Below are 18,775 nucleotides of genomic sequence, written 5' to 3' on the forward strand. Positions count from 1 at the left end.
CCAATAACCGGCTGGGCACCATTCCTGCTGGCAGCTTAAAATACGGCCGTGAAGCCGCCCCAGCCAGTGCCGACGACGGCTTTACCCTTGAATCCTGAGCTGTTGTCCATGCCGTGCGTGGAAACGTAATGTCCGTTGCCATAGTACATAGTGAGGGCCCCTGCACCGTTGATTCCCCAGATGTCCTCGTCGCCGTCGCCGTTGAAATCGCCGGCGGCGTCAAAACGGCGCACACCGCCCCAGCCCTGCCCAATCTGGTAGTGATGGCTCGGGGCGTCGAGGGCGAACTGCCCCCTGCCGTTGCCCGGAAAGAGACGGAGGAAGCCGGCCGTGTCGCGGCCAATGACATCAACCACGTTGGATCCCGAGAGCTTGGCAGACACCGCGATCGGATTGATCTCGCCCCAGCCGGTATCGATGACGGACTTGGCCAGCCACCCGCCGCGGCCGTTGCCCGGGTACAGCCAGATCCGGTTGGCGGTGTCGCGGGCGATGATGTCGTTGGAGCCGTCCCCGGTGAAGTCGCCGGGTGCGATGATGTCCTTGAATCCGCCCCAGCCGACGCCGACCTGGGACCTCGCAAGCCAGCCGCCTTTTCCGTTGCCGGGGTACAGGAACAGGCGCCCCGAGCGATCACGGGCCATGACGTCATTGTTGAGGTCGCCATTGAAGTCGCCGGTGGCCAGAAGTCTGTCGAACCCGTTCCAGCCGGTGCCGATCTTTTGGCGCGGCAGCCAGTTTCCCTTTCCGTTGGTGGGGTAGAGGTACAGGTTGCCTGCGGCGTCCCGGGCGAAGAAGTCCGTGGTGCCGTCTGCGTTGAACCCGCGGGCTTTGGGCTTGTTGGCGATTACATAGCGGAGCTTGCCTGTCACCTTGGTTTTGCTGACGGCGTCGTACGCCACAGTCAGGTCAACGGTGATGGTCTTGCCCTTGTCCGCAGGTACGAGGACGTAGCTGCCGCGGGTGGCGCCGGGGATGGCGGCGCCGTTGCGCTTCCAGGCGTAGGTGTAGGTGGGCGTGCCTCCGGATGGAAAGACGCTGGAAGTGCTGGGTACCGCCCGTATCGTGCCGCCAATGGAGGAGTCGCCGACAATTTCCGGCGGGTACGTCTGCACAGGACGCGGAGTAGGCGGCGCCGGGGCAACCGCCACCGCGGCTGTTGTCACGGTGGCGGGCAGGTAGCCGGGCGCACGGACCGTAGCGCGCACCGAGATCTTGGTGCCGACCGGCAGGCTGCCGACGTGGTAGAGGTTGGAAGTCGCTCCCGGAATGGCTATGCCGTTCTGAAGCCACTGGAAGCTATGAGTCACGGCCGTGGTTGCATCCCACTGTCCATAATCGACTGACCACTGTGTTGCCTTTACCGGGGCGCCGCCAGCGATCCGCGGCAGTGTGGTGTTGTGCATGGTCTCAAGAACCTTCGCCGGATTGTCGACGCTGAAGTCGGCATCGGAAACCCGTGCTGTGGCTTCGTCTGACGTCGGAATGTTGGGAGTCCTCGTGATGCTGCCAGAACGGTAATAATGTGTGACCCCTCGCCCGCCCAGGTAGATGACGCGGGCGTAGTCGATCTCATACCGTCCTGACGTCCAGTCCTGGGTAACGGGGGCCGTGGCCGCGGCGCTGAGCGGGCCGGGGGAACCCGTTCCTTCCCACGTGAGCACCTGCTGGGAGGTGTCGACAGTGTTCGTGTAGACCAGCAGAACCTCTTTGGCGCCTTGCGTGAGCTCAAAGTTCACGCTTGCGGCACGTCCCGGCGTGAAAGGTGCGCTGGATGCCGGAGCCAGGGACGTCAGGCGGGGCTCCTGGAAGACGAGACCTGGATTGGATGTCTCGAAGTCGCGCACTGAAAGCGGCCCCAGTTCCGGCGGGACGGCCATATCCGGCACGGTCCTGCTATCCCGGTAGTACCACTGGTCTGCCCCGGTAACGAGGTCAAGGGCGACGTAACTGACCTGGACCGGCCCGCTGGGCCAGGCGTCGGCAGCGGCCACCACGGAGGCCGTCCCGGAGAGGCTGCCCTCGTTGACGAACCAGTTGGCGGTTCGGCTTCCCGCCCTGTCTGTAAGTGCGACCATCACGCGCTTCACGGGCACCGACGTCGTGAAGTTGAAACTGACCGTCCCGCCGGCCTCCAGCACAGCGGGCGACGTCCGCTCGAAGGACAGCAACGCGGGTTCATCGGCAGCGGCGGCAGGCGACGCAGGCACCAGCAGGAGCGCCACCAGCGCAAAGGCGACCAGGAACCCCAGGCGGCGGCGGAGCTTCGCACGCGGACTCCCGTCCAAGCCAGCGCAACCGCGCGCACGGACTGACGGCATGACAGCAGAAAAAGACCCCAAATTTCCCCCAAAAGACCAGAACAAAGACCGGCGATGAAACCGGCCTGAAGCGGCCGGACAAGACCAGTGAGATGAGACTACTCCGCGCCGCTGACATTGTCGGCCTTGCAGGCTCGGCGGGGCGTTATGGCACGGACAGCTCCAAGCGACCTAACGCCTGTAAGCCCCCGCCGGCGGCACGGCCGGCTCCCAGGGAACCCAAAGGATGGGTGCCGTATAGTTGAGTGCGACTCGCGGCAGGACCGGGAATGGGGCTCTTCCTGACTGCACCAGGAATCTCAACCTCCGGACTGATGATGCTTGACTCTATGCCTGATCTTCCGCCCATGGCCGCCCCACCTACCCTTCCCCGGCAGCAGCGCCGCTATAACCGGATCCTGGAGGTTGCTGCCGGCTTCGCCCGCAAGGGCCTCAAGTCCGTGACGCTGTCCGAGGTTGCCGCCCAGGCCAACGTCCCCCTCGGAACCCTGTACCGTTACTTTCCCTCCGCCACCCACCTGATGCTTGCCCTCTACCGGCACCAGCTCGGCGAGTTCAAGACGGGGACCGGTCCGGGCGCCGTCCGCATCCACGCGCTTTCGGGTGTGGCGATGGAAATTTTTCACATGCGTGTCATGCAGCCCGCGGTGGAACAGTGCCTCAGCCAGGGCGTCTACCTCAAGGACCGGGACACCACCGGACTGCTGCGGGAGATCGACTCCCTCGCGGAACGCGCCGTCACCTCCGTCTGCGGGGACGCAGCCGTGGCAAGGGTGGTGCTGTTGACGGTCGCCGGTCTAGTCCAGGCGGTGCGGTGCCGCAGGCTCTCGCTGTTCGAGGCGGAGGAAGATCTCAAGAAGGCCTGCACGCTGCTGATGCCGGCACCCCGGCTGGCGCGGAATACCGCGTAACCGGTCTAGACCGGCAGGTCACAAAAGCCGCGAAAAACGGTGAAATGAGCCACAAATCAGGTTTAAAGGCGCCCAATTCGGCCCAGAGGGCCCCAAATGGCATTGAGTGGGCCTTTGTCCTGTCTAACATGGCACTACCGGAGTGGCCAGTACCCCGCACCTCCCCAGGCTTTCCGGCGGAACCCGCACCCTTGGGCCGCCAGCAAAGCGCGTACCTGACCATCTTGAGCCCCGATGCTCGAGCCATACTGTGCCGTGCGCCCACGGCTAGCCACAGGAGACAACGACGTGTCCACTGAAACCATCGCTCCGAACGACACCAGCGCAGCCGCAGAGCTGACTGAACAGGAAATCTTCGCTGCCCACGAGGGCGGCAAGCTGTCCATCGCCAGCACCGTTCCGCTCAGCAACAAGCGCGACCTCTCCATCGCCTACACGCCCGGCGTTGCCCAGGTCAGCCGCGCCATCCACGCTGACCCGGAGCTCGCCAAGAGCCACACCTGGGCCCAGCGCCTCGTGGCCGTCGTCAGCGACGGCACCGCCGTCCTTGGCCTGGGAAACATCGGCGCCAGCGCCTCGCTGCCCGTCATGGAGGGCAAGTCCGCCCTCTTCAAGGCCTTCGGTGAGCTGGACTCCATCCCGCTGGTCCTCAACACCACCGACGTGGACGAGATCGTTGAGACCCTCGTCCGGCTGCGCCCCAGCTTCGGCGCCGTCAACCTCGAGGACATCGCCGCCCCGCGCTGCTTCGAGCTGGAAGAAAAGCTCATCGAGGCCCTGGACTGCCCCGTCATGCACGATGACCAGCACGGCACCGCCGTCGTGGTCCTCGCCGCACTGACCGGCGCCGCCAAGGTCACCGGCCGCGGCCTTGCAGAACTCCGCGTGGTGATCTCCGGCGCCGGCGCCGCAGGCATCGCCATCGCGGAAATCCTCCTCACCGCGGGCATCGAGGACGTGGTGCTGCTGGATTCGCGCGGCGTCATCAACTCCGAGCGCGCCGACATCACCGCCGACCCCGCCAGCAAGAAGGCCCAGATGGCTCAGCGCAGCAACCCGCGCGGCATCTCCGGCGGCCCCGGGGAGGCCCTGCTGGGCGCCGACGTCTTCGTGGGCGTGTCCTCCTCCAAGCTGGACGAGGAGCACCTGAAGCTGATGAACCACAGCTCCATCGTGTTCGCGCTGTCCAACCCGGACCCGGAAGTCCTGCCCGAGGTCGCGTCCAAGTACGCCGCCGTGGTGGCCACCGGCCGCAGCGACTTCCCCAACCAGATCAACAACGTCCTGGCGTTCCCCGGGATCTTCCGCGGCGCCCTGGACGCCGGTGCGCGCCGCATCACCCCGGCGATGAAGGTGGCCGCGGCCCGCGCCATTGCCGAACTGGCCGACGACAAGCTGTCCGCGTCCTACATCGTGCCCAGCCCGCTGGACCCGCGCGTTGCGCCGGCCGTGACGGCCGCGGTTGCCGCGGCAGTCGAAGCGGAAGCCAACTAGGGCTAACTAATGCCCGACGGCGGTGCCTCCCGTGCTGGGGAGGCGCCGCCGTCGTCGTTCCCGGCAAAGTCCGGACCCTAGACTGGGGGCATGAACGCCCAGACCCTCGTGACCGTCCTCTGCGGCCTGGCCATCCTGGTTGGCGTTGCCGGCACCATCATCCCCGTCCTGCCCGGCAGCTTCCTGGTCGGCCTGAGCCTGCTGGCGTGGGCCATTTGGGGCGGGGAAGGCGTGACCGGCTGGGTAGTTTTTGCCGTGGGCATGGTGTTTGTGCTGGCGGGCATGGCGGCCAGCGCCGTCCTTGCCGGCCGCAAACTGAAGGAGCACCGGATCCCCAACCGGAGCGTCGCCCTCGGGGTGGTGCTGGGCACTGCCGGCATGTTCGTCATTCCCGTGGTGGGCCTGTTCGTGGGCTTTGCCGTCGGGCTGCTGCTCAGCGAAATCCAGCGAACGCGGAACTTCCGGGCGGCGCTGAGCTCCAGCTGGGCGGCCCTGAAGGCCACCGGGCTGGGAATGCTCGCGGAGTTCGGCCTGGCCTGCCTCGCCGCAAGCACCTGGGTGGTGGGCGTGTGGGTGGGCGCCGCTTCGGCTTAATTCCGGGCCGCCATTAGCATGGAGGAATGAGCGCGGGGGAGTTTTCAGGACCGATCTACCGCGACACGCGCGACCTCACGCCCTTCGGCGGCGGCAGGGTCCGCACCCCGGTGCGCGAAATAGCGGAGGGCATGGGCGGGCTCATCCACGGAATGCTTGGCGGCGGCGACTCCCGGATCAGCGTGGACGGCAGCGTCCCGCGGCTCAAGCTGCTGCCCGGCAAGGCTGCCCGGACTGTGTATGACGCCATCTTCTCCAACACCGACCCCAACGCGCTCATTGCCGCCGGCCGCGCCTATCCCGGTTGGGCCGGGCTGTGCTGCGTGATGGCCGGTCTCCTCGCCTACAGGCAGGGCGGCTACCTGCGGGCCGCGGAACTCCTGCAGCGCGGGCTTTCCATCAGGAACGACGACGAGGCGAACCAGTTCGCCGCCAGTTACCTGACGCGCGTGGTCACCCGGGTGGAGGTTGCCGAACGCATCGTGGTGCCGGTGCTGTTCAGCGAGGAGTCGGTTTTCCTTGCGCTGTCGCATTCCCTCCGGGAAACGGGGCAGACCGAGGCGGCTTTTGAAACACTGGCCAGGCTGCCGCCGTCGCTGCCCACCGCGCTGGCGAGATGCGCGCTCGCCGCCGCGCTGGGCCGGGACCAGGAGGTGGTGGTTTGGACGGAAGGCCTGCTGAACGCCGACGACCTCTCCGCGGCGCTGCTCCTGATCCGCGCCCGTTCGCTCCGCCGGCTCGGGGCCCACAGCCAGGCCCAGCAGGCACTCAAGGAAGTCCTGCGGCGGCAGAAGACCAGCATGTCACTGCGCAACGACGCCCTGACCGACCGCGCCCTGATCCTGCTGGACAACGGGCGGAAGTCCCTCAACCCCCGGGACTGGCAGCGCGGCAAACAGGCGGAGCTCGAAACCTTTGAGGTCATCCGCAAGGACATCGAGGCGCGCCGGACGTGGGAACAGAAATGGAAGCAGTTCGGCGGCGACTGAGGCAGTGGCTGCCTGCCGGGCAGCCGCCGGGCCTATGCGGGCGGCCGGCTCCTGATTAGTACACGCTCTTGTGGGCGGTGCGGCGCCGCGCTACAACGGACCCATGACTGACGCAATCAGGCAGTGGATGGACAGGTACATCGCGGCGTGGACCAGCAATGCCCCCGAGGACATCGGGGCGCTCTTCACCAAGGAGGCCGTGTACGCCACGCGGCCCTACGATCCCGACCCGTGGCGGGGGCGGGCACAGATCGTGGAGCGCTGGATCGGCTCGGCGGACCAGCCCGGAGACTGGCGGTTTGAATGGTCGCTGCTGGGGTCCGACGGCGACCTCGCATTCGTGCAGGGCCGCACCACGTACCTCGATGACCGCCCGAGCTACGAGAACCTGTGGGTGGTCCGGCTCGATTCCGGCGGGCGGGCGTCCAGCTTCACCGAGTGGTTCATGGAGCAAAAGGTCTGAGCCAGGCCCGCCCGGCGTTTGGATACCCTAGGCGAATCTGCCGAGGGCCGGAAGCAGCTGCTCCGAGAGCAGCGCGGCACCCAGGAGCACCATGATGATGCCGCTGGTCAGCGTGACCCTGCGGGCTGCGTTCGGCCGGGACTGCAGCAGTTTCCGCGACAGCAGGGCCACGCAGGTGTACACGAGGGCCGCGAGCAGCACGAACGTCAGGCCCAGCAGGCCGGACTGCACCGGCACCGGCAGCGGGGCGTCGGCGCTGACGAACTGCGGCACCAGGGCCAGGAAGAACAGCAGCCCCTTGGGGTTGATGCCGCTGGTCCCCATGCCCTGAAGGAAGGACCGGAGCTGGTTCTGCCCCGGATTACCGGCGGCGGCCGCTGCGGTGAAGCTCGCGCCGCGCCATGACCTGATGGTGACGGTTCCCAGCCACAGCAGGTAGACGGCGCCGGCCACCGTGATCCAGCCCAGCAGGCCCGGCATGCTGGCCAGCACGGCGGCGAGCCCGGCCACCATGAGGACAGTGTGCAGGACGTAGCCGCTGCACAGCCCGGCGACGGCGGGCACGAAACTGCGGCGGCCCAGCCCGGCTGTGATGGAGTAGGCCCAGTCGACTCCCGGGGTGCAGGCGAGGGCGGCTGCGACCACGATAAAGGCGAGGAAAAACTGGGGATTCATGCGGGCTCCTGCGTGTTTGGCGGTAAGAAAAGCCTAGGCAAAATGGCGCCAGATGTGCTCTCAAAATTTCGCGCGGATCGCGGCCCTGGGAGTAAGATTTTTGCGTGATCGATCATATCGACAGAAGTATTTTGCGCTACCTGAAGGAAGACGGCAGAATGACTGCCACGGCACTGGCAGCGAAGGTGGGCCTGACCGTGGCGCCGTGCCACCGGCGGCTCCGCGACCTTGAGCAGTCCGGCGTGATCCGCGGCTATAAAGCGGACATCGACCCGGCCGCCGTCGGGCTGGGTTTTGAGGCGATTGTCTTCGTGACCCTGCGGCAGGTGGACCGCCCCACCATGGAGATCTTTGAGAACCGGGTGGCGGAGAACCCGAACATCGTGGAGGCGCAGCGGCTGTTCGGTTCCCCGGACTACCTGCTCAAGGTGATCGCGGAAGACCTGCCCTCGTACCAGCGCTTTTACGACAGCGAGCTGACAGTCCTTCCGGGCGTGGAACGGCTGACCTCAACCCTGGTGATGAAGAACCTGAAGTCGAACGCCGGCCCGCCCGTCTGAGCCGGCCGCCCGCCGTCGTACGTCCTTAAAACAAACGGCGCGAACGAACACTTGAGGCCCCCGATCCGCATGGATCAGGGGCCTCAGGTGTCCGCTCGCGCTGGACTGTCTCCCCGTGCTCAGCGGGGGTTCAGCACGACGTTCTGGAAGGCGCCGTTCCCGGTGCCGGTGTGGAGCCAGAGCGCTCCGTCAGCCGACACGGAAACGACGTTCGGGTTGCCCGTTCCGGCGAAGCGCCCCACGCTCGCGATGGTGGTGTAGGCGTTCCAGCCCGTGCCGAGCTGCGTGCGGGCGAGGAAGCCGGAGGCGCCGCTGCCCGGGTAGAGCCAGAGCGTGCCGTCCGACGCGCGGGCCATCAGGTCGGCCTTTCCGTCGCCGTTGAAGTCGTTGCCGGCAACCACCTGGGTGAAGCTTGCCCAGCCGGAACCGATCTGCTTCCGGGCCAGGAAGGCGCCCGTCCCGTTGCCGGGGTAGAGCCACAGCCTGCCGTCCGGCTCCTGAGCAATGATGTCCATCTTGCCGTCCCCGGAGAAGTCGCCGGGGGCGATGATCCGCGCGAAGGCCTGCCAGCCGGTGCCGATCTTCTTCGGTGCCTGGAAGAGACCCGTTCCGTTGGTGGGGTAGAGCCAGAGCGAACCGTCAGGCTTCCGGGCCAGGAGGTCGGGGCCGCCTGCGCCGTTGAAGTTGCCAGCGGAGACCACCTGGTCGAAGACCTGCCATCCCGTGCCGAGCTGCCGGGACGTGCGGAACCCGCCCGATCCGTTGCCGGAGTAGAGCCGCAGGACGCCCTGGGCCGTGCGGGCCAGGATGTCGGGCTTGCCGTCGCCGTCATAATCGCCGGCTTCCCAGACCTGGCTGAACCCGGCCCAGCCGGTGCCGATCTTCAGCTTGGTCGCAAAACCGCCGACGCCGTTGCCCGCGTACGCGGTGATCGCACCGCTGGTGCTGGCGGACAGGATGTCCGTGAGCCCGTCGGAGGTGAAGTCCTGGCCGGCGATCAGGTCCGTGCTGGCCCAGCCGGTGGCCAGCGTGCTGCGCGTAAGGAAGCCCCCGGTCCCGTTGCCCGGGTACAGGTACACGGTCCCGGTGCTGGAGCGGGCGAGCAGGCCAGGGCCCGTGCCGAGCCCTCCCGCTGCGGTGATGGCGGTGAAGCTCTGCCAGCCGGAGCCGACCTGTTTGGCCGCCAGGAACCCGCCGGTTCCGTTGCCGGGGTACAGCCACAGCGTTCCGTCGGCGCGCATGGCCAGCAGGTCGGCCCGCCTGTCGCCGTTGAAGTCACCGGGGGCGATGATGCGCTTGAAGCCGTCCCAGCCCACGCCGATCTGCTTGCGGGCCTGGAAGCCGCCGGTGCCGCTGCCCGGGTACAGCCACAGCGCCCCGTTGGACGTCCGGGCAATGAGGTCCGTCTTCCCGTCGCCGTCGAAGTCGCCGTTCCCGAAGACCATGTTGAAGCCGTTCCAGCCCGTTCCGATCTTCACGGCGGTTCCGAGCTTGTTTCCGCCGAGGCCGGGGAGCAGCAGGAGTGAACCGTCCGCCTCGCGGGAGATCATGTCCGCCTTGCCGTCGCCGTTGAAGTCGCCGGCCGAGAACTGGATCCTGGTGTGCAGGGCGAGGTCGGCGTCGATGGTGACGGTGGCCGAGGTGGCGGTGACGGCATTGACCGTGACGCGGGTGCCGGCATGCGTGATGAACGTGCTGCCGGCCTGCCAGGAGTGGTTGGTGGCGTAGTAGCCGGTGAACGGAACGGTGGAGGGCATCAGCACCAGCGAGGACGAGGGGGTGGCGCCGCCCCGCTGGACCACCTTCACGCCCCGGTTGCCGGCGGGACCGCTGGCAAGGTAGGCGTCGTACCCGGCGGGCTGGCGGAGCTCCAGGTAGTAGACCTCCCTGCTGACCGGGTCGGTGAACTTCACCGCGCGGTAGGGCAGCGTGGTGTCACCCCAGGGCTTCAGCGTGTAGCTCTTCACACCGGATGCCACGCCGAGGTCGCGGATGTCGGTGGCTGCGCCCAGGCCCTTGGAATCCCAGAACGGCGAGCTGATCACCGGCATGTTGTAGCTGGACAGGCCCATGATGTCGGTGCTGTCGCCGTATTCGCGGATGTAGCAGGAGGAGTCGGCGAACTGCCCGGTGCTCGTGGTGCCCACGTCCGAAATGCCGCTGCTGCACTGCAGGGCGTCGGCGTGCATGGATCCGAGGACATGGCCGAACTCGTGGGCGATCACGCTGTTGGTGAAGCCGCTGATCTGCGGCATCAGGACCCGCCCGCTGTTGCCGGTGCTGCTGAAGCCGGCGCCGAGGGCACCGCCGGAGAGCGTGGCGCTGGGGACGAAGATCACCAGGCCCTTGTTGGCGCCGTAGGTCCACTTCAGCTCGGTGGTGATCTTGTTGATCATGTCGTAGTAGGAGTCCGTCGACCTCGCCGTCTTGGACGCCAGCGTGGCGCGTTCGGTCACGGTCATGGAGATCCGGCCGCCGGACATCGCCTTCCAGTAATTGCTGGATGCCGTCACGGCTGCTTCGGCCTGGGCCATGGGAACCACGGCCTTGTTGTCCAGCAGTGTGGCGACGACGACCTTGACGCTGAGCGCAGCTGCGGCCGTTCCGCCGGCCTCGGTCTGCAGGGCAAGCCCGGAGGGCGGCCCGTCCGCCGGCACGCCCGGCGCCGTTTCGTATCCGTGGTGCACCCGTTCGTCACTCGAGTCGACGGGCAGTGACGTGCCGTTGCCGGCAGGATCTGTGGCTGCCATCGCGGTGGCGGGAAGAGAGACGAGGCCCGCGGCGAACACCAGCAGGCCGGTGACGGACGCGATTGAACGGGAAAAAGAGCGCATTGAGTTCCTTATTGAGACCGACCCCCCGGCGGAGACCCTGAGTGAACACTGCACCCGCTGCGTTGCCCAGCGCCGCGGCAGATGCTGAATCAGGTTACAGTTGCCACCGCAGGACAGCCGCCGGAATATCCGCAGTTTTCCCCAATGATTTGCGCAATATCGGAGCGCCGCTCCGGAGGGCCGGAATCAGTGCCCTAGAAGGCCCGTGGTGCGGTAGGGAATCACCTCGCGCAGGAACATGCTGGTGGACGTCCGCACGATGCCAGGGCACAGCCGGATCTCCTCGGAAACCCGGTACAGGTCATCAGGACTCGTGGCCACCACCCGGATCAGCAGGTCCGTGTCGCCGGCCGGGGCATGGCATTCCAGCACCTCGGGGATCTCGCGCAGCGCGGCGATGGCCTCGTTGAGGTGGCTCTGGTCCAGTTCGGCGCTGACAGCGGCGGCAACGCCGCGGCCCAGGGCCGACGGTAGCACTCGGCTGCTGTTGGGCCGGAGAGCGCCCGACGCCGTCATCCGTTCCAGGCGCGACTGTACAGTTCCGCGCGCCAGGCCCAGCCGCTGGGCCAGGACCATGATGGGCAGCCGTGGATCCTCGTCCAGGGCGGCAAGGATCCGCCGGTCCGTGGCGTCGAGCTGCTGCAATCTGATCACTTCCTGTCGTATTTCCGGGTGCAGGACCGGTCAGATTGACCAGTCCCTGCCGTGCCCGTTGCGCCTACTGTAGGTCTCCTGCTCAGATAGTGGCAACGCAGGCGACGGTTACCCCCGAAGCCGGCAGGCTACAGGCTCCCGGCACACCACCCGGCCTCCTGGACCACGCTTCCCGCAAGGAGGCAGCCGCTGATTGACACTTGTTCACACATTCGTCTTTCTGCAGGAAGTGCCTCGATTTCCTTGGCGGAGTTCCGTCCGGGGCAGGCACGGCAAGAGCCCCTGAGCCACCGATTCCCGGCCAACGCCCGGAGTGCGCGGTAGCTGAGGGGCTCTTGTGCTGTTCGAGCATAGGGTGGAGGGCATGACTTCTGCTGGCCGCTTCGCCCCCAGCCCGTCCGGGGAGCTGCATGTGGGGAACCTTCGGACGGCGATCCTGGCCTGGCTTTTTGCCCGTTCCACCGGACGGCGTTTCCTGCTCCGCGTCGAGGACCTCGACCGCGCACGGACCGGGGCCGAGGCCGCGCTGCTGCGGGACCTGGCCGCCGTCGGCGTGACCTGGGACGGCGCGGTGGTGCGCCAGACGGACCGCGAGCCCCTGTACACCGCGGCCCTCGGACAGCTGGCCGCGGCCGGACTGACGTACGAATGCTTCTGCACCCGCCGGGAGATCCAGGAGGCACCATCCGCGCCGCACGCGCCCCAGGGCGCTTACCCCGGAACGTGCAGGGGGCTGTCGGCGGCGGAGCTTGACTTCAAGCGGTCCACCCGGCCGGCGGCGATCCGGCTGCGGTCTTCCTTCGCCGAATGGACGGTCGAGGACGTCCTGCACGGGACGTTCACCGGAGTGGTGGATGACTTCGTCCTGCGCCGGAATGACGGCGTGACCGCCTACAACCTGGCCGTCGTCGTGGACGATGCCGAACAGGGCATAGACCAGGTGGTCCGCGGTGACGATCTCCTGCCGTCCACGCCCCGGCAGGCATATCTCGCCTCCCTACTGAATATGCCCGTTCCGGAATATGCGCACGTCCCGCTGGTGGTCAACGCTGACGGCGCCCGGCTGGCCAAGCGTGACGGTGCGGTCACCCTGGGTGACCTGGCCGACGTCGGACTCTCCGCAGAGGCCGTGCAGCGCACGATCCTGGAGTCACTGGGCCTTCCCGCGGCTTCCCTGGACGCCGCCCTTGCGGCCTTTTCGCCTGCCGGCCTGCCGCGTGACCCGTGGGTGTGGCCCGGGGCGTAGCTGCCGTGTCAGGCGCTTTTGGCCCGCTGCTCCAGCTTCTCCAGCGCCGAGTGGAGCAGGTCCGTACTCCGCCGTTCATCGATGACGATGGAGGTCCCGAGTGCGCCCACGATGATGAGCAGGCAGACGGGAACAGAGGTGCCCGCCGCCGCCAGAGCCACGGCCCCGGCGAGCACAGCCACCACCCCGGTGGTGACGGCGATGAGTGTGCGGTCGACGCACGTCATGACGCTGAAGAGTGCCGTGAGCGAAACCTTGAAGACCGCGACGGGAACAGCGATGCTGGCGACGGCGACGGCGGCGCTGATGTGCGCGGCATGGTCGATGAAGTACGCGGCGACATGCAGGCCAGCACCCGTGGCGGCGATCGCGGCGAAGACGGGGATGTGGCCGTAGCCGAAGAAGTAGGAGCGGTGCCGCTGCAGGTGCAGGGCCCGGCCGGCGGGCAGGATGAAGTAGATCCACCACATCCCGAAGGCCAGTGCGCTGCCGCCGAAACCCACCAGGGCGGCATCGACCGACCAGCCGTGGTTGGCCACGATGGCCCGGAGTGTCTCGACGGCGCCGATCAGGCATTCGCCGAGCGCAATGATGGCCAGCAGGCCGTAGCGTTCGGCGATGTGGTGGGCGTGCCAGGGGGTGGTGGCATTCCGCTCGGCCACATAGGGGGTGGCCAGTTCCAGCACATACAGCGGCGCAATCATCAGGAACGTGGTGGGCACGTCCGCTTGGATGAACAGCACCGCGATCCATCCCAGCTGGACCACGGCCAGGTATCCGGCGTAGCGCAGGCAGGTCTTCCGCCGGGCCGGGTCCTGCCGGGCGGCCCGCAGCCACTGGGAGATCAGGGCCAGCCGCATGATGATGTAGCCGCCCACGATGACGGTGTTGTCCACGTGCTTCCCCTCCACGAGGGAGTGGAACATGGGCTCGATCCCCATGGCCAGGATGAGGACGCCCACCAGCTGGACCATGGTGACCACGCGGAACACCCAGTCGTCGGTGTCGTAGGCGCTGGCGAACCAGGTGAAGTTGATCCAGGCCCAGATCACGGCAAACATCGCGAAGGAAAAACCGAGCAGCCCGGCGGCGAAGTGTGCCTCCGCGATCTCGTGCGCGAACTGGCTGCCGGCCACGCCGAAGGCGATCACGAAGGTCAGGTCGAAGAAGAGCTCCAGAGGGGTGGCCGTCCGGTGCGGCTGGTGCGGATCACGGCCGCCCATGCGCGCCACGGCGTGCCGGAGGGGATTTGAGGGCATGCTTCAAACAGTAGCGCGTCTACCCGCCCGCCAGAGCAGGGCAATGTATGCAAGGTCGAACACGCTGCACAGCGTTCCGAGCCCCAGGATCAGGGGCGAGTTTCCGTATCCGCCGTAGACGATCGTGGGGGCAAGGGTGCCGATCCACTTGGCCACGGCGATGACGAGTGACTGGCCCCGGGCGCCTCCGCGCGAGACGAACATCGCGATGAACAGGCCGGACATCAGCAGGTTCTGCAGGAACGCGGCGTACTTGGTGGCGTCGTCCCAGCCAAATTCAGCCACGAACAGCAGCTGCACCGCGAACGACGTGGCGCCCAGCAGCACCGCCCAGGCCAGGAAGAGCGGCCGCGTGACCCAGGACGGCAGCTCGGCCCGCCCGAACCTGAGGAAGGTGTAGACGATGAGGACGTCCGCCAGGCCCCACACGATATTGAAGACGCCCTGCGCCGATACTCCCGTGGCCACGGACCGCAAGGCGTAGATGGCCTCCCAGGCGAAGTTGAGTGCCAGGGCCGCCGCCGGGATGGCATAGGTGCGCTGCCGGAAGCCCAGCCGGATCGCCTCGGCGTACACGACGGTCCACGCCACGCCGCTGACGATCGTCAGAAACAGGATCACGGCTCTCCTCGACTCGGCAATGGTCTCGGCAATGACTGCAACGCGGGGTCAGATATCGCCCAATGCGGGCCCCCGATTGGGCGATATCTGACCCCACGTTGCTTTAAGGGCACGGCTGGGGCTAAACGCGGCCGAGGGCGTCGATGTCCTCGAGGAACTCCTGGTGGACCTCGTCGCTGACGGTGGTGCGGGTGTCCGCGATGGCGTCGAGGTAGTCCTGCGTGGCGGGGCCTTTCCGGACCGCCTCACGGACGGAAACGCCGCCCCCGGACGCCAGCCCGCCGTCGTCGTACACCGCTTTTTCCAGCGCACGCTGTGAGGCGCTGCGGGCGGCGAACTCGATGTCCGCCGGGGAGAAGCCCTCGGTGCGGTCCACCAGTTGCTCCACGTCCACGTTGTCCACGACGGCGGCGGGGATGAAGCGCTGCCACATCGCTTCGCGGGCCTGCCGGTCGGGCAGGCCGATGGGGATGACGTAGTCGAACCGGCCGTGCCGCAGGAACGCGGAGTCCAGGGCGCGGATGAAGTTGGTGGCACAGACCAGCAGGCGACCGGGCTGTTCGCGGAAGGCCGGGATGATCTTGAGCAGCTCGTTGGTGACGCCCTGCAAAGGGGAGGGCGGGTCCCCGGCGCGCTGGGAGGCGATCTCCTCCACCTCGTCGATGAACACGACGGCATGCTCGAGTTCGGAGATTTCGAGGAACGTCTCCCGGAGCGCGCCGGCCAGGCCCATGGGGTCGGCGGCGAGGCGGGAGGGAAAGACCTCCACGAAGGGCCACTCCAGCCGGGAGGCGATGGCCTTGGCGAAGGTGGTTTTGCCGGTGCCGGGCGGCCCGAACAGGACCACGGCGCGCGGCGGGACCACGCCGAATTCGTCTGCGAGGTCGGCCTCGGCCAGCGGCAGGACCAGCCGGCGTTCCAGGAGTTCCTTCTCGCGGCGCATGCCGGCCACGTTTTCCCACAGGTCCCGGGCCAGGATGCGGCCGCCGAGCAGGCCCAGCGGCTCGAGTTCCTGCCGCTGCACGGGGATGGTCCGCTCGAAGTAGCGCAGGTTTTTCTTGAGCACGAAGCCGCGGCTAAGGAAGGCCTCCACCCGGGTCTCCAGCTCGGGCATCAGGGCGGACAGTTTGTTCAGCCCGTGCGGCGCCATCCGGTTTTCGACGGCGGCCAGCAGGGACGTGCCGATGCCCCGGCCGCGGAATTCGGGCAGCGTGGCCAGGAACACCACCCAGCCCTGGTCATGCGCGGCGCGTCCGACGGCGGCGCCCACCACCTGGTCGCCAAGCACCGCCACCACGGCGTGGTCCTTTTCGCAGGAGGCCAGCACCTCGGAGAGGGCATAGACCGGCTCGACGTTGGTGGCCTTCAGCGATTCCCAAAGGTGCAGGATGCCGTCAAGGTCCGCGGAGTGGAAGTCCCGGATCCGCCAGTTGGTCATGAGGTTCTCTCCCGTGGTTCGACGTTGAGCCAGTTCTGCGCTGCCTGGTTTTGCTTTAGGGCTGCTGAGGCGAGCATAGGCGATGGCGCGCCGGCACGGGGTTGCAGGTGCGTTGCGTTACGCGGGCTGTCAGCTGTTCGCGGCGTCTTTGGCGGCGTCCCTGCCCGCGTCCCTGGATGCGGCACCCCTCCGAAAGTGGTGGTTGCGGTGGTTGTCATCCTTGGTGTGGACCACCAGGACCGGGCATTCGGCATGCGCCACGCACGCGGTGCTGACCGAGCCGAGGTGCAGGCCCATGAATCCGCCGTGGCCCCTGCGTCCCACCACCAGCATCGCCGCGCCGGCGGCCGCCTCCACCAGCTTGGCCGGCGCCGGTCCCCGCACGAGTTCACTGGTCAGGGTCTCCGGGACGTCCGGCCCGAATGCCTTCTCGATGGACTGGGCCAGGCTGTTGGCGGCGGAGGTTTCGAACGCCTCGAAATCCGGGGGGATGTACCCGGCGTACATCTCCGGGAAATGCCAGCACGCCACGGCATGGACGCGGGCGCCCAGGCTCGGTGCCAGCCGGGCCGCCAGCCGGAGGGCCTCCACCGAGGAGTCCGAGCCGTCCACGCCCACAACCACTTTGCCTTCAGCATCCATCGCTGTTCTCCTTTGCACCCTCGACTTTGCAACTTGAACCGGACGCCCCGGTCACGGATACGGCCACCGCCGCTGCAGCGGCTGCATCTGCAGGGCCACCCCGGCGGCCGCGGCGTCCCGGAACCTGGCATCGATCTGCACCACATCCCGCCCCGCCCGCTGCAGCAGGCTCGCCGCGACGCCGGCGCGGTAACCGGTGGCGCAGTGCACCCAAAGGCACCCCTGAGGCAGTTCGCCCAAACGGTCCAGCAGCTCGTGCAGCGGAACGTTGATGGCGCCCGCAACGTGGGAGGACGCGAACTCGTCTGCGCGCCGTACGTCCAGTACGGGATCGCCGTCGGGCTTTTCATGGACGACGGCGGGCCAGCCCGCCCGGGGGTAGGAGGCGACCGGGGCTCCCGGGGAGAGTTCGCCGGGTTCTGTTCCCACCGCGGCGTCGGGGCGGTCGATGCCGATGCGGGAAAGGTCCCGGATGGCGTTTTGGAGGTCCTCGCTGCTGCCGACCAGTGTCAGCTTCTCACCCCAGGGCAGGACCCAGCCGAGGTAGGAACTGAAGCTACGCCCCGAGCCGTATTCGAAGCTGACGGTGCCCTGCAGGTGGTTGCTGGCGAACAGCACGCGGTGGCGCAGGTCAACCACCCACTCGCCCCTCGCCAGCCGCTCCGCCAGTTCACCGGCGCCGGGTGACTCCGGCAGGCTCAGGTCCGCCGGTTCGGGGCCGGTCATGTTGATGGGGGCCATGTGGGCGTAATAGGAAGGGTAGGCGGAGAGGTTGGCCATGAGTTCGGCCGCGAAGTGCTCCGGGTCCGGGTCAGCCAGTGCGTGGTTGGTCTCCCGCTGCTCCGCAATGGTTGACGCCTCCGCGCGCGTGGCTGGCCCGATCGAGCAGAACGAGCCGAACCCGTGGGTGGGGTAGAGCGCGGCATCCGGTCCGGCTTCGTCGGCGAGGCGGTGGACGGATGCGTACTGGTCCCTGGTCAGCCCGGCGGTGTCTTCGGGGCCGAGGAGATCGGTGCGGCCCACGGAGCCGAAGAGCAGGCTGCCGCCGGAAAACACGGCCCGGGCCCGTCCGTCCGTGACGATGTAGGACAGGTGCGTGTGGGTGTGCCCGGGAGTGGCCACGGCGCGGAGCGTGAGCGTCCCGATCTGCAGGGTCTGGCCGTCCTCAACCGGCTCGCGCTCGTAGGCCACCTGGTCCGCGGCGTTCACCAGGTACCTGGCACCGTGCTCGCGGGCGAGGATCAGGCCGCCGGTGAGGTAGTCGTTGTGGACGTGGGTTTCCGCCACGTGGGTGATCTGCACCCCGGCCTTCTTGGCGGCCGCCTCGATCCGGTCCGTGTCCCGCTGGGCATCGACCACCAGCGCCACGCGGCCGTCATGGACCAGGTAGCTGCGGTCCCCGAGCTGCGGGGTTTCGATGACAACGACGTCCATTGGCCGGGCCCCTTCGACGCACCGGAGAGGCGCCGCTCATCGCGGGCCTCGCCCCGGATGCCTCCATGGTAGGCCGATTAGTGGCAGAAGGGGTCTGCCTGGCCGGGAGAAGGGCAGTTCTGCACCACTTTCACCCGGCGCCCGTGTGTGCGCACCCGCATCGGCGCGGCCGCAGGCTCCGCGGGCGCGGGAAAGTGGTGCAGAAACGCGCGGCCGCGGCCCGCGGCGGCGCTCAGACGCTCAGCGGAACGGGGTGCACCTCATCTGCGCGGTGGCCCGCCCGCTCGTGAATGCGCTGCACGGCCTCGGCCGACGGCGCTTCCGAGAGGCAGTAGACGAGCCCCGACTCCGGGTCCGCCCAGGCTGACTTGAAGTTGACCTTTTCGTCGTCCTGGATGGCGAGGTCGGCATTGTGGGCCGCCAGCAGGTCTTCCTTGGTGATCCCCTTCATGTTGCGGTGGACGTCCATGAATTCCGGCATGATGACTCTCCCTTGAGCTGCTCGTGGATCGATGATGAAGGCGAAGGTGCGGCTTGAGACTAGACCTGCACCGACGGGGCGTCAATAGGAGTCAGGAAAGGCGGCACTGCTGAACCGCGAACTGCTGAACCGCGAACTGCTTAACCGCGAACGGACACC

17 protein-coding genes are annotated in these 18,775 nt (G+C 67.6%); 7 read left to right on the forward strand and 10 right to left on the reverse strand.

Annotation, left to right across the window (positions count from 1 at the left end; genetic code table 11):
• Window positions 1–35: 35 nt before the first annotated feature.
• Window positions 36–2,288: an FG-GAP-like repeat-containing protein gene (locus tag R5O87_RS14765; RefSeq protein WP_410555398.1), complete on the reverse strand. Its 2,253-nt coding sequence runs from the start codon at window positions 2,286–2,288 to the stop codon at window positions 36–38.
• Between the two features lie 362 nt (window positions 2,289–2,650).
• On the opposite strand from R5O87_RS14765, the gene R5O87_RS14770 reads away from it, so the two are divergent.
• The 5 genes from R5O87_RS14770 to R5O87_RS14790 all read left to right on the forward strand — a co-directional run bounded on the left by R5O87_RS14770 (window position 2,651) and on the right by R5O87_RS14790 (window position 6,772).
• The gene (locus R5O87_RS14770; protein WP_410555399.1) at window positions 2,651–3,232 is read left to right on the forward strand and encodes a TetR/AcrR family transcriptional regulator; all 582 of its coding nucleotides are present in this window, start codon (window positions 2,651–2,653) and stop codon (window positions 3,230–3,232) included.
• A gap of 288 nt (window positions 3,233–3,520) precedes the next feature.
• Window positions 3,521–4,726 (forward strand): NAD(P)-dependent malic enzyme, encoded by a 1,206-nt coding sequence (locus R5O87_RS14775; protein ID WP_410555400.1) that lies wholly within the window; start codon window positions 3,521–3,523, stop codon window positions 4,724–4,726.
• A gap of 90 nt (window positions 4,727–4,816) precedes the next feature.
• Complete coding sequence (locus R5O87_RS14780; protein ID WP_410555401.1) at window positions 4,817–5,320, forward strand: DUF456 domain-containing protein; 504 nt, start codon at window positions 4,817–4,819, stop codon at window positions 5,318–5,320.
• A gap of 26 nt (window positions 5,321–5,346) precedes the next feature.
• The gene (locus R5O87_RS14785; protein ID WP_410555402.1) at window positions 5,347–6,309 is read left to right on the forward strand and encodes a tetratricopeptide repeat protein; all 963 of its coding nucleotides are present in this window, start codon (window positions 5,347–5,349) and stop codon (window positions 6,307–6,309) included.
• Between the two features lie 103 nt (window positions 6,310–6,412).
• The gene (locus R5O87_RS14790; protein ID WP_410555403.1) at window positions 6,413–6,772 is read left to right on the forward strand and encodes a nuclear transport factor 2 family protein; all 360 of its coding nucleotides are present in this window, start codon (window positions 6,413–6,415) and stop codon (window positions 6,770–6,772) included.
• 27 nt (window positions 6,773–6,799) lie between these two features.
• Here the strand turns inward: R5O87_RS14790 and R5O87_RS14795 are convergent, their stop codons facing one another.
• On the reverse strand, window positions 6,800–7,447 hold the full coding sequence (locus R5O87_RS14795; protein WP_410555404.1) for a LysE family translocator: 648 nt from the start codon (window positions 7,445–7,447) through the stop codon (window positions 6,800–6,802).
• A 104-nt stretch (window positions 7,448–7,551) separates the two neighbouring features.
• Between R5O87_RS14795 and R5O87_RS14800 the strand changes: the two genes are divergently transcribed.
• Window positions 7,552–8,007: an Lrp/AsnC family transcriptional regulator gene (locus tag R5O87_RS14800; RefSeq protein ID WP_410555405.1), complete on the forward strand. Its 456-nt coding sequence runs from the start codon at window positions 7,552–7,554 to the stop codon at window positions 8,005–8,007.
• A gap of 119 nt (window positions 8,008–8,126) precedes the next feature.
• Here the strand turns inward: R5O87_RS14800 and R5O87_RS14805 are convergent, their stop codons facing one another.
• Together R5O87_RS14805 and R5O87_RS14810 are read right to left on the reverse strand one after the other, a co-directional pair.
• The gene (locus R5O87_RS14805; RefSeq protein ID WP_410555406.1) at window positions 8,127–10,841 is read right to left on the reverse strand and encodes an FG-GAP repeat domain-containing protein; all 2,715 of its coding nucleotides are present in this window, start codon (window positions 10,839–10,841) and stop codon (window positions 8,127–8,129) included.
• 186 nt (window positions 10,842–11,027) lie between these two features.
• Complete coding sequence (locus tag R5O87_RS14810; RefSeq protein WP_410555424.1) at window positions 11,028–11,486, reverse strand: Lrp/AsnC family transcriptional regulator; 459 nt, start codon at window positions 11,484–11,486, stop codon at window positions 11,028–11,030.
• Window positions 11,487–11,859: 373 nt separating this feature from the next.
• Between R5O87_RS14810 and gluQRS the strand changes: the two genes are divergently transcribed.
• Complete coding sequence (gene gluQRS, locus R5O87_RS14815; protein WP_410555407.1) at window positions 11,860–12,741, forward strand: tRNA glutamyl-Q(34) synthetase GluQRS; 882 nt, start codon at window positions 11,860–11,862, stop codon at window positions 12,739–12,741.
• An 8-nt stretch (window positions 12,742–12,749) separates the two neighbouring features.
• Here the strand turns inward: gluQRS and R5O87_RS14820 are convergent, their stop codons facing one another.
• The 6 genes from R5O87_RS14820 to R5O87_RS14845 form a co-directional block, all read right to left on the reverse strand.
• On the reverse strand, window positions 12,750–14,000 hold the full coding sequence (locus R5O87_RS14820) for a low temperature requirement protein A (protein ID WP_410555408.1): 1,251 nt from the start codon (window positions 13,998–14,000) through the stop codon (window positions 12,750–12,752).
• A 3-nt stretch (window positions 14,001–14,003) separates the two neighbouring features.
• Window positions 14,004–14,621, reverse strand: a complete 618-nt coding sequence (locus R5O87_RS14825; RefSeq protein ID WP_410555410.1) for a transmembrane-type terpene cyclase — start codon at window positions 14,619–14,621, stop codon at window positions 14,004–14,006.
• Between the two features lie 121 nt (window positions 14,622–14,742).
• A complete protein-coding gene (locus R5O87_RS14830) occupies window positions 14,743–16,059 on the reverse strand; it encodes an ATP-binding protein (protein WP_410555411.1) in 1,317 nt (438 codons plus the stop codon).
• Between the two features lie 129 nt (window positions 16,060–16,188).
• Complete coding sequence (locus R5O87_RS14835; RefSeq protein WP_410555412.1) at window positions 16,189–16,701, reverse strand: universal stress protein; 513 nt, start codon at window positions 16,699–16,701, stop codon at window positions 16,189–16,191.
• A 51-nt stretch (window positions 16,702–16,752) separates the two neighbouring features.
• On the reverse strand, window positions 16,753–18,135 hold the full coding sequence (locus R5O87_RS14840) for an MBL fold metallo-hydrolase (RefSeq protein ID WP_410555413.1): 1,383 nt from the start codon (window positions 18,133–18,135) through the stop codon (window positions 16,753–16,755).
• 232 nt (window positions 18,136–18,367) lie between these two features.
• Window positions 18,368–18,616 (reverse strand): SCO4226 family nickel-binding protein, encoded by a 249-nt coding sequence (locus tag R5O87_RS14845; protein ID WP_410555414.1) that lies wholly within the window; start codon window positions 18,614–18,616, stop codon window positions 18,368–18,370.
• Between the last annotated feature and the right edge of the window lie 159 nt (window positions 18,617–18,775).

The organism is Arthrobacter globiformis (assembly GCF_046536215.2).
Taxonomy (GTDB): Bacteria; Actinomycetota; Actinomycetes; order Actinomycetales; family Micrococcaceae; genus Arthrobacter; species Arthrobacter globiformis_E.

Excerpts from the sequence above, each read along its gene's own strand:
- R5O87_RS14770 (WP_410555399.1), top strand. The coding sequence starts at position 2,651 with ATGCCTGATCTTCCGCCCATGGCCGCCCCACCTACCCTTCCCCGGCAG.
- R5O87_RS14780 (WP_410555401.1), top strand. The coding sequence starts at position 4,817 with ATGAACGCCCAGACCCTCGTGACCGTCCTCTGCGGCCTGGCCATCCTG.
- R5O87_RS14785 (WP_410555402.1), top strand. The coding sequence starts at position 5,347 with ATGAGCGCGGGGGAGTTTTCAGGACCGATCTACCGCGACACGCGCGAC.
- R5O87_RS14790 (WP_410555403.1), top strand. The coding sequence starts at position 6,413 with ATGACTGACGCAATCAGGCAGTGGATGGACAGGTACATCGCGGCGTGG.
- R5O87_RS14795 (WP_410555404.1), bottom strand. The coding sequence starts at position 7,447 with ATGAATCCCCAGTTTTTCCTCGCCTTTATCGTGGTCGCAGCCGCCCTC.
- R5O87_RS14805 (WP_410555406.1), bottom strand. The coding sequence starts at position 10,841 with ATGCGCTCTTTTTCCCGTTCAATCGCGTCCGTCACCGGCCTGCTGGTG.
- gluQRS (WP_410555407.1), top strand. The coding sequence starts at position 11,860 with ATGACTTCTGCTGGCCGCTTCGCCCCCAGCCCGTCCGGGGAGCTGCAT.
- R5O87_RS14820 (WP_410555408.1), bottom strand. The coding sequence starts at position 14,000 with ATGCCCTCAAATCCCCTCCGGCACGCCGTGGCGCGCATGGGCGGCCGT.
- R5O87_RS14830 (WP_410555411.1), bottom strand. The coding sequence starts at position 16,059 with ATGACCAACTGGCGGATCCGGGACTTCCACTCCGCGGACCTTGACGGC.
- R5O87_RS14835 (WP_410555412.1), bottom strand. The coding sequence starts at position 16,701 with ATGGATGCTGAAGGCAAAGTGGTTGTGGGCGTGGACGGCTCGGACTCC.
- R5O87_RS14840 (WP_410555413.1), bottom strand. The coding sequence starts at position 18,135 with ATGGACGTCGTTGTCATCGAAACCCCGCAGCTCGGGGACCGCAGCTAC.
- R5O87_RS14845 (WP_410555414.1), bottom strand. The coding sequence starts at position 18,616 with ATGCCGGAATTCATGGACGTCCACCGCAACATGAAGGGGATCACCAAG.